The sequence below is a fragment of the Candidatus Methylomirabilota bacterium genome (assembly GCA_036001065.1).
In the GTDB taxonomy this organism is placed as follows: Bacteria; Methylomirabilota; Methylomirabilia; order Rokubacteriales; family CSP1-6; genus MNEF01.
Genome location: DASYUQ010000225.1, coordinates 18,500 through 28,172, shown reverse-complemented (window position 1 = coordinate 28,172; position 9,673 = coordinate 18,500). Strand labels below are relative to the sequence as shown.

General features: G+C 68.7%; 10 protein-coding genes. All 10 read left to right on the top strand.

Annotated elements, in window-relative coordinates:
• On the top strand, positions 1–715 hold a 715-nt coding region (locus VGV13_21760; GenBank protein ID HEV8643706.1), incomplete at its 5' end, for an ABC transporter permease subunit.
• Between the two features lie 110 nt (positions 716–825).
• Positions 826–1,059 (top strand): AtpZ/AtpI family protein, encoded by a 234-nt coding sequence (locus tag VGV13_21755; GenBank protein HEV8643705.1) that lies wholly within the window; start codon positions 826–828, stop codon positions 1,057–1,059.
• The gene (locus VGV13_21750) at positions 1,052–1,417 is read left to right on the top strand and encodes an ATP synthase subunit I (protein ID HEV8643704.1); all 366 of its coding nucleotides are present in this window, start codon (positions 1,052–1,054) and stop codon (positions 1,415–1,417) included. The genes VGV13_21755 and VGV13_21750 overlap by 8 nt, the downstream gene beginning before the upstream one ends.
• A 2-nt stretch (positions 1,418–1,419) precedes the next feature.
• Positions 1,420–2,220, top strand: a complete 801-nt coding sequence (gene atpB / locus VGV13_21745; GenBank protein ID HEV8643703.1) for a F0F1 ATP synthase subunit A — start codon at positions 1,420–1,422, stop codon at positions 2,218–2,220.
• Positions 2,221–2,233: 13 nt separating this feature from the next.
• Entirely contained in the window at positions 2,234–2,560 is a 327-nt protein-coding gene (locus tag VGV13_21740; protein HEV8643702.1) for an ATP synthase F0 subunit C, read from the top strand.
• A 56-nt stretch (positions 2,561–2,616) separates the two neighbouring features.
• The gene (locus tag VGV13_21735; protein HEV8643701.1) at positions 2,617–3,267 is read left to right on the top strand and encodes a redox-sensing transcriptional repressor Rex; all 651 of its coding nucleotides are present in this window, start codon (positions 2,617–2,619) and stop codon (positions 3,265–3,267) included.
• A gap of 271 nt (positions 3,268–3,538) precedes the next feature.
• On the top strand, positions 3,539–6,745 hold the full coding sequence (gene mfd, locus VGV13_21730) for a transcription-repair coupling factor (protein ID HEV8643700.1): 3,207 nt from the start codon (positions 3,539–3,541) through the stop codon (positions 6,743–6,745).
• The gene (locus VGV13_21725; protein ID HEV8643699.1) at positions 6,742–7,812 is read left to right on the top strand and encodes a peptidylprolyl isomerase; all 1,071 of its coding nucleotides are present in this window, start codon (positions 6,742–6,744) and stop codon (positions 7,810–7,812) included. The genes mfd and VGV13_21725 overlap by 4 nt, the downstream gene beginning before the upstream one ends.
• Positions 7,813–8,007: 195 nt before the next feature.
• Entirely contained in the window at positions 8,008–9,261 is a 1,254-nt protein-coding gene (gene rho / locus VGV13_21720; GenBank protein ID HEV8643698.1) for a transcription termination factor Rho, read from the top strand.
• Between the two features lie 179 nt (positions 9,262–9,440).
• Positions 9,441–9,650 (top strand): 50S ribosomal protein L31, encoded by a 210-nt coding sequence (gene rpmE / locus VGV13_21715; GenBank protein HEV8643697.1) that lies wholly within the window; start codon positions 9,441–9,443, stop codon positions 9,648–9,650.
• The last annotated feature ends 23 nt before the right edge of the window (positions 9,651–9,673 follow it).

Genomic DNA, 9,673 nt, shown 5'->3' with positions numbered 1-9,673 from the left:
GGTCGGCAAGGGCTGGTCGCTGACGCCGTTCCCCGTGCAGTACACGTGGCAGTACTACGAGCGCGTGATCGTGGAGACACCGAAGTACATCCTCAACAGCTTCCTGTACTCCACGCTGGCCGGGCTGGGCTGCGTCGTGGTCGGCGTGCCGATCGCCTGGATCCTGGCCCGCACGCGCCTGCCCGGACGCGACACGCTCGACGGGCTCAACACGCTGATCCTGGCCCTGCCGGGCACCGCCATCGGCATCGCCTACATCCGCGCCTTTCACTTCCCGCTGCCGTGGCTCGACCTCAAGCTCACCAGTCTGTGGATCGTGCTGCCGCTGGTGCTTTGCATCCGCCGGTTGCCGTACACGGTGCGCGGCGCCTACGCCTCGCTGCTCCTGGTGCACCGCTCGATGGAGGAGGCCGCGGCCAGCGTGGGCGCGACGGGGCTGCGCAGCTTCCGCGACGTCACGCTGCCGCTGATCTGGCGCGGCGTGCTGGTCGGCTCGCTGTTCTCGTTCATGACGTCGCTGCAGGAGGCCTCGGCCGTGCTGTTCCTGTCGCTCGGCGGCTGGGAGACGATCCCGGTGGGGATCTTCTCGTTCTACATCGCCGGCAGCGCCAACGAGGCGGCGGCGCTGGGGGTGATCCTCATCATCGTCGCGGCGCTGAGCCTCGTCGTCATCAACCGGGTGGCCGGCGCCCGCATGGGCGGGATGTTCGGGTAGGGCGCGATTGTGCCTGACCCCACCGGCCTCCGGTCGGGCAAACGCGAAGGAAATCAAAGCGTTGGCTCGTCTTGAGGGCATCGGGACGATGTGCTAGTGTTCCTGTTCACATGGTGCCGGCCCCCGAGCCTGCCTGGAAGTCCGTCGGCGAGCTGGCCTCGATCGGGATGGCGATGGTGGTGGCGACCGTGATCGGTCTCGGCGCCGGGTACTATGCCGACCGCTGGCTGGGCACGAGTCCGTGGCTGACCCTCGTCGGCCTGGGGCTCGGCATCGCTGCGGGCTTCGTAACCCTCTTTCGATCGGTGAAGGCCGCCGAACGGAAACTCGACAATCGTGAGTGAGCTGAGAGCGCGCGTGACGGCGGAGAGCGCCGGGGCCATGATGGTGCTCGCCCTGCTCGCCTCGTGGTTGGGTGGCGCGCCGGCGGGCCTGGGCGTGACGGCCGCCGGTGCCCTCGCGATCGCCAACTTCTGGTGGCTGGCCCGTGGCGTCTCGTCGACGGCGGCCAGCGGTCGCCAGGCCAGGCTGGTGTGGACCCTCTGCGCGGGCTCGCGCTTCGTCGCGTTGCTGGCGGCCTTCGCCTTCCTCTTCGCGTCGGGATGGGTCCACCCCGCCGCCGTCGTCGCCGGCCTGACCGTCGTCCCCGGCGCCCTGATCTTCGAGGGGCTTCACGCCGCCCGGCAGACGGCGGAGAAGTAGCGATGGAGGCGATCGAGCACCCGCCCATCTTCAGCCTGCCGGGCATTCCCGACCACGTCACCTATACGTGGCTGGTGATGATCGTGCTGACGGTGGTGGCGTTCCTGGCCTCGCGGAACCTCGCGCTCGTGCCCCGCGGGCTGCAGAACTTCCTGGAGGTCGTGCTCGAGCAGTTCCTCGGGCTGATCGACGACGTCATGGGGCCCGAGGGCCGTCGCTACCTGCCGCTGATCGCCACCCTGGGGCTGTTCATCCTGATGGGGAACCTCCTGGGGATCGTGCCGGGCGTGGTCGGGCCGACGGCCAACCTCAACACGACCGCGGCCTGCGCGCTGACGGTCTTCATCGCCTACCACGCCATCGGCATCCGCAAGCAGGGCCTCGGCACCTACCTGAACCACTTCGCGGGTCCGATGCCCTGGTCACTGGGGATGGTCCCCATCAAGCTGCTCATGATCCCGATCGAGCTGATCAGCCACCTGGCCCGCCCGCTGTCGCTCTCCTTGCGACTCTTCGGCAACATGACGGGGGGGCACATCCTGCTGGCCATCATCTTCTTTCTCATGGGGCTGGACGGCCTGATCGGGTGGGCGCTGTCGGGTAGCGCGGCCGGGGCCCTGGTCGGGGGCCTGGGCGGCATCATCATGATCGCCTTCACCGTGGGGTTTCTCTACCCCCTCAAGATCCTCGTCTCGGTTCTCCAGGCATTCATCTTCGTGATGCTGACGATGCTGTACATCTCCGGAGCGATCGAAGAGACCGAACACCACGCGGATCACCACGAGCAGAAGCAAACACGCTGAGAGGAGGAAGGTCGTGTCACGTTCACTGATTCTGGTGGGTCTGGCAGTCGTCGGGATTCCGGGTGTCGCGTCCGCCGCAGAAGCCGCCGGGGGCGGCGGCGGATGGATTGGTCCCTTCGCCGTGATCGCCGCTGGGTTGGGCATGGCGCTGGCGGCGGGTCTTTGCGGGCTCGGCCAGGGGCGCGCGGTGGCCTCCGCCGTCGACGCGATGGCGCGCCAGCCGGGGGCGGCGGCGCGTATTCAGACCGCGATGATCATCGGTCTGGCGCTGATCGAGTCGCTGGCCATCTACGTCCTCGTCGTCGCGATGATTCTCCTGTTCGTGCAACCGATCAAGTAGGCACGCCCAGGGCGGCGGGCGCGGCGTCGAGCGCGCGCCCGCCGCCATGAACCCGGATGCCCCGGCGCGCCAGCTATCGCTTCTCCAAGATCCCGGAGATGACCATTCGGCGTCTCTCCGTCTACACGCGCTGTCTGCTGCAGCTCGAGGAGGACGGCGTCAAGACGGTCTCGTCCCAAGAGCTGGCCGAGCGCTTCAACCTCAACTCGGCGCAGGTGCGCAAGGACCTGGCGTACTTCGGTGAGTTCGGCGTGCGCGGCATCGGCTACTACGTCTCTGGCCTCAAGGCCGAGCTACAGAAGATCCTGGGCCTCCATCGGGAGTGGCCGGTCGCGCTGGTCGGCTTCGGCAATCTCGGCTCGGCGCTCTTCCACTACAAGGGCTTCGCCCGGCAGGGGTTCCGGATCAGCGCGATCTTCGACGAAGATCCCGCCAAATACAACCGTGAGGTCGACGGCGTCCCCGTCCTCCCCGCCCGCGAGCTGGCCCGCGAGGTCAAGGCGCGGGGCATCCAGATCGGGATCGTGGCGGTGCCGGCGGAGAGCGCGCAGGTGGTAACGGACCAGCTCGTGGCCGCGGGCATCAAGGCGATCCTGAACTTCGCGCCCGTCCGCATCCGCGTGCCCCGCGACATCCGGCTCAAGGACGTGGACCTGTCGATCGAGCTGGAGACTCTCAGCTTCTACCTCGCGAAAGGCGCGCGGTGAGCGCCGGTCAGGTGGGCCCTTCCTCGACCACGCTTCGGCGCGATAGGTTGCGCCCCTCTTCTCGGTGGGGCGGTCCCCTGAGACACGGGTCTCGGAGGGCCACCCGACCGGCGCTGCCGCACGACGTCGGAGGCCCCGGCCGGGCCCGACGAGCGCGCGGGCATCGACCGGTGCTGCCGCACGACGTCACGGGCCTCGGCCGGCGGCGCCTCCCGACGTCGCGGTCGCAGCGAGGCCCGGGGGTCGTGGTAGGGTAGGGGTCGTTCGCTCGATGTTGAGACAGTGGCCGCCCTTTGACGAGCTGGCGAAAGCCTTCGCCGAGGGGGTCGTCTGTCTGCGCGTCGCCGGCCTCACCGGCTCGGCCCGCGCGCTCGCCGTCGCCGAGTTGCTCCACGCGCATCCCCGCCCCGCCCTGGTGATGGCCGCGTCCCTGGCGGAGGCCCATCACTGGGCTCAGGATCTGAGGTTCTTCGGCGCCCCCGCCCTCGAGTTCGCCGAGCGGGAGCCGCGTCTCTGGCGCGGCGGCCACGAGCGCGAGGCCGACGCCGAGCGCGCGCTCATCTGCCGGCGCCTGCTCGCGGGGGAGCCCATCGCCGTCGTGGCGACGCCGGCCGCGCTGGACGTGCCGCTGCCGGCGCCGGCGGCGTTCGGCGCCGGCACCCTCCGATTCTCGGTCGGCGACAGCCTGGACCGGGAGCTCCTCATCGAGGCGCTCCAGCACGCCGGCTACGAGCGCGTCGACACCGTGGTGGAGGTGGGGCAGTGGAGCGTGCGCGGCGGCATCGTGGACATCTTCACGCCGACCCACCCGGCGCCGGCCCGGCTCGAGTTCTTCGGCGACGAGATCGAGTCGATCCGACTCTTCGACCCGACCGCCCAGCGCTCCCAGGCGCACCTGGACGAGCTGGTCGTCCTGCCCCTGGACGCCGGCGGCGCCCCGGCCGAGGCGGCGGGGGCGTCGAGCCTGCTCGAGTACCTGCCCGCGCCCGCGCCCGTGGTCATCGACTCGCCGCGCCTCCTGGACGAGCCCACCGAGGAGGCGCCGGACCGGCCGTCGCTGGGCGAGCGTCTCGGCGAGCGGCAGCGCATCGAGCTGGAGCTGGTCGCCGGCGCGTCCGGCCCTTCGGGGTTCACCCTCGACACGCACGCGGTCGGCCGCTACTCCGGCAAGTTCGCCCAGCTCGCCGACGAGCTGGCGCGGTGGCGCCGCGAGGGCTTCCGCGTGCGCCTGGTGGCCGCGGACGCCCACCAGGCCGACCACCTGCGCCAGATCCTCCACGAGCACGGCCTGGAGGCGCTGGCCACGGCGATGCTCGACGGTCCCGAAGGGCTCGCGATCGTCGTGGGCGAGTGCGGGAGCGGGTTCTCCATCCCCGCCCTCGGCTTCATTCTGCTCACCGAGACGGAGATCTTTGGCGCCCGCCGCCGCACGCTCAAGCGGCCTCGGTTCCAGCGCGGCTCCCCCCTGGGCGCTTTCACCGACCTCGCAGTCGGTGACCTCGTCGTTCACGAGGACCACGGTATCGGGCGCTATCTCGGGCTCAGGACGATGAGCGTCGGGGGCCGCGAGGGCGACTTCCTGCTGCTCGAGTACGCGGAAGGGGAGCAGCTCTACCTGCCGGTCGAGCGGCTCGATCTCATCTCCAAGTACCTGGGCGGCGACGCCGGCGCGGCCCGCCTGGACCGCCTGGGCGGCGCGTCCTGGCAGCGGGTCAAGGAGTCGGTGCGCGCGGCCCTACGGGACATGGCCGAGGAGCTGCTGAAGCTCTACGCGCGACGTGTTGTGGCCGAGGGCCACGGCTTTTCCCTGGACACGCCCTGGCAACGCGAGTTCGAGGCCGCCTTCCGCTTCGAGGAGACGCCCGACCAGCTGCGCGCCATCGAAGACGCCAAGCACGACATGGAGACGGATCGCCCGATGGACCGCCTGGTCGCCGGCGACGTGGGCTACGGCAAGACCGAGGTGGCACTCCGCGCCGCCTTCAAGGCCGTCGCCGACGGCACCCAGGTCGCCGTGCTGGTGCCCACGACGGTGCTGGCCCAGCAGCACTTCGGGACGTTCAGCGAGCGGTTCGCGCCATTTCCCGCTCGGGTCGAGCTGCTGTCGCGCTTCCGCGCGCCGGCGGAGCAGAAGGTCGTGATCGAGGGGCTGGGCACCGGAGCCGTGGACGTGGTGATCGGTACCCACCGGCTGCTCTCCAAGGACGTCACCTTCAAGAACCTGGGCCTGCTGATCATCGACGAGGAGCACCGGTTCGGCGTCGCCCACAAGGAGCGGCTCAAGCAGTTCCGGGCGTCGGTGGACGTCCTGGCGCTCACCGCCACGCCGATCCCGCGCACGCTCTACATGTCGCTCTCGGGCGTGCGCGACATGTCGGTGATCGAGACGCCGCCGCTCGACCGGCTGCCGGTGGAGACGATGATCCGCCGCTTCAGCAAGGCGGTCATCAAAGAGGCGCTGGAGCGCGAGCTCGCGCGCGGCGGGCAGGTCTTCTTCGTCCACAACCGCGTCCAGTCGCTGCCCTCGATGACGCGCCTCCTCCAGCAGCTGGTCCCCGACGCCCGCATCGCGATGGCGCACGGCCAGATGCGGGAGCGCGAGCTGGAGGCGGCCATGGTCAAGTTCGTGAGCGGCCAGGCGGACGTGCTGGTCTCGACGGCGATCATCGAGTCCGGGCTGGACATCCCGGCGTCGAACACGATCGTCGTCAACCGCGCCGACCGCTTCGGCCTGGCCCAGCTCTACCAGCTGCGGGGGCGCGTGGGGCGGGAGCGCCAGCAGGCCTACTGCTGTCTGCTGGTGCCGGCCGACGGCCGGGTCGACGAGCAGGCTCAGCGCCGACTCCGCGCCTTGCAGGAGCTCACCGAACTCGGCTCGGGCTTCAAGCTGGCCCTCCGCGACCTCGAGATCCGGGGCGCCGGCAACCTCCTGGGGGCCCAGCAGCACGGCCATATCGCCGCCGTCGGCTTCGATCTTTACTCGAAGCTTCTGACCGAGGCCGTGCGAGAATTGAGGGGCGAACCGGCGGCGACGACGGTCGAGCCGGTCGTCAGCGTCGACGTCGAAGGCTTCTTGCCCGAAGACTATGTCCCCGAAGTCAACCAGCGCCTGGCGCTTTACAAGCGGCTGGCCGGTGCCCAGGCCGACGCCGAGGTCGCCGATCTGCGCGCAGAGCTTTCGGACCGGTTCGGTCCCCTGCCCGAGCCCGGCCAGCAGCTCCTCGACATCGTGCGCATTCGCGTGGCGGCCCGCGCCCTGGGCATCGAGCGGATCGAGGCGGGGGAGGGCCGGGCTCTCGTCACGTTCGCGCCGGCGACGCCGGTCGAGCCGCAGCGACTGGTGGGCGCCATCCAGAGGAGCCGGGGACGGCTCCTGATGAAGCGCGAGTTCACGCTGGAGGCGACCATCGACCGCGGCGAGTGGCCGGTGGTGCGCGACTCCCTGCTCCACCTGCTCGGCGAGCTGGCGCGCCCGTGACGGGCCAGCTGCTGGCCCTGACGATGCTCGCCGCGCTCCTGGGTGGCTGTGCGGCTCCGCGCTGGATGCCGTTCATGGGGAAGTCCAAGGGCTCCGATCCGAACACCGCCCGCATGGCCCCGCCGCCGGGACACGCGCAGTCGCCGGCACCGGCGCGCGCGCCGATTGCGCTGTCGGCGGACAGCGTGGCTGACCGCATCGTCGCCGTCGTCAACAACGACGCCATCACACTCGGCGAGCTGCAGGAGACCATCGCCGGGTACCGCCAGGAGAACCGCGGGGCCGTCTCGGTGACGGACGCAGAGCTGATCCAGCAGTTCCTGACGCGGATCATCGAGAACCGGCTGCAGCTGCAGGAAGCGGAGCGGGAAAAGATCACCGTCGAGGACGCCGAGGTCGACGAAGAGCTGACGGAACGCATGAAGCGGTTCGGTGCCAAGAGCAAGGACGACCTGGAGGCCATGGTGAAGGCCCAGGGGTTGACCATGGAGGCGGTGAAGAAGAAGGTGCGGGACGCCGTCCGCGTCTCCAAGATCATTCGGCGCAAGGTGACGCTGCGGGTGTCCGTGACCGAGGACGAGATCGACCGGTACCTGACCGCGAACCGGGAAAAGCTCGAAACCGGGCTGAGCTATCATGCCCGTCACATCCTGATCACGCCCACGGGGGCCTCCGACGCCGCCTGGGAGGCCGCCCGCATCCGCGCCGACATGATCCGGGCCCAGATCCTCGAGGGCGCCGACTTCGCCGAGCTGGCGCGCCAGCACTCGCAGGACGCCAGCGCCAAGGACGGCGGCGACCTGGGCACCCTCAAGCGGGGCGAGCTGGCGTCGGAGGTCGAGACGCATATCCTCAGCCTGCGGGCCGGTGAGACCTCCCGGCCCTATCGGTCGGCGCTGGGCCACCACATCTTCCGCCTGGAGTCGAAGGAGGCGCTGGAAGGGGAGGCTCTCCAGCGGGCGCGGCAGCAGGTGCGAGAGATCCTCTTCCGGCAAAAGTACGAGGCCCGCCTGGAGGCCTGGCTCAAAGAGATCAAACAGCGCGCGATCATCGAGGTCCGCATGTGACAAAATCATTGACAAATCTGCCGACGAGTGGGAACATTGCGTTGCCGTTGGTAGTTCCAACCCCGCAGAAACCCGCGTACAACGCGCGACCACTAACCTCATGGCGACCATGAGCGCCGTGCCCGGAGCCGTTTGATGAACGCCCGCCGAGACCGAGGCCAAGGAAATTCGACGACCGAGACCCCCGCCGGTGGAATGAATCTCTCCGAGCTGAAGGAGAAGGCGATTGTCGACCTGAACGCCATCGCCCGCGAGTTGAACGTCCAGAACACGGGCGGACTCCGCAAGCAGGAGCTGATCTTCAAGATCCTGCAGGCGCAGGCGGAGAAAGACGGGCTCATCTACGCCGAGGGCGTCCTCGAAGTCCTGCCCGATGGGTTCGGGTTCCTGCGGGCACCGGACTACAACTACTTGCCCGGTCCCGACGACATTTATGTCTCGCCCTCGCAGATCCGTCGCTTCGATCTCCGGACGGGTGACACCGTCTCGGGTCAGGTGCGCCCGCCCAAAGACTCCGAGCGCTACTTCGCGCTGCTCAAGGTGGAAGCGATCAACTTCGAGGGGCCCGAGCAGGCGCGCGAGAAGATCCTCTTCGACAATCTCACGCCGCTCTACCCCATGGAGCGGCTGCGGCTGGAGCACGACCCGGAGAACCTCACGACGCGGGTGATGGATCTGCTCACGCCGATCGGCAAGGGCCAGCGCGGCATGATCGTCGCCGCGCCGCGCACCGGTAAGACGATGATGCTGCAGTCGATCGCCCACGCGATCGCCCACAACCATCCCGAGGTGTACCTCATCGTGTTGCTGATCGACGAGCGGCCGGAAGAGGTCACCGACATGCAGCGGACGGTCAAGGGCGAGGTGATCTCCTCGACCTTCGATGAGCCGCCCCAGCGCCACATCCAGGTGGCCGACATGGTGATCGAAAAGGCCAAGCGCTTGGTGGAACACAAGAGGGATGTCGTCGTCCTCCTGGATTCACTCACGCGATTTGCCCGCGCCCACAACGCGATCATTCCTTCCTCGGGGAAGGTGCTCTCGGGCGGGCTCGATGCCAACGCGCTCCAGCGGCCCCGCCGGTTCTTCGCGGCGGCCCGGAACATCGAGGAAGGCGGCTCGTTGACGATCATGGCCACCGCGATCGTCGACACCGGCAGCCGCATGGACGACGTCATCTTCGAGGAGTTCAAGGGCACCGGCAACATGGAGGTCCATCTGGACCGCCGCCTGATGGACAAGCGCATCTTCCCGACGATCAACATCGAGCAATCGGGCACCCGCAAGGAAGAGCTGCTGCTGGAGAAGGACGAGCTGCAGAAGGTCTGGCTGCTCCGCAAGGCGCTGTCCCAGCTCAATCCGGTCGAGGCGATGGAGCTTCTGCTCGACAAGCTCAAGCAGACGAAGAGCAACCGCGAATTCCTCGCCGCCATGCACTCGATGGGGTAACACTCGGAGGGGGACTCCGTCCCCCATCCTCGTCGGAGGGGGCCTCGACGGCCCCCTCCGATGCCTCCCCAGGACAGAATTGCGGCGGCGAAGCCGGCGCTCGAACCACCGGAACCCCTTGTGTTTTTGGCATTTTTCTAGACCGGTGGTATGCTTGGTACTTCCAGGGGAGGTAGGCCGTGAAGGCTGGCATTCATCCTGAGTACGTCGAGACGACGATCACCTGCGCGTGCGGGGAAGTCATCCACACGCGTTCCACCAGGCCGGAAATTCACGTCGAAATCTGTTCCCGGTGCCATCCCTTCTACACCGGCAAGCAGAAGATCATCGATACGGCGGGGCGGGTGGAGCGGTTCCAGCGGAAGTACAAGCGCCAGACCGCCAGCTGAGCCGTCGGCCGGGCCAGGCGCTG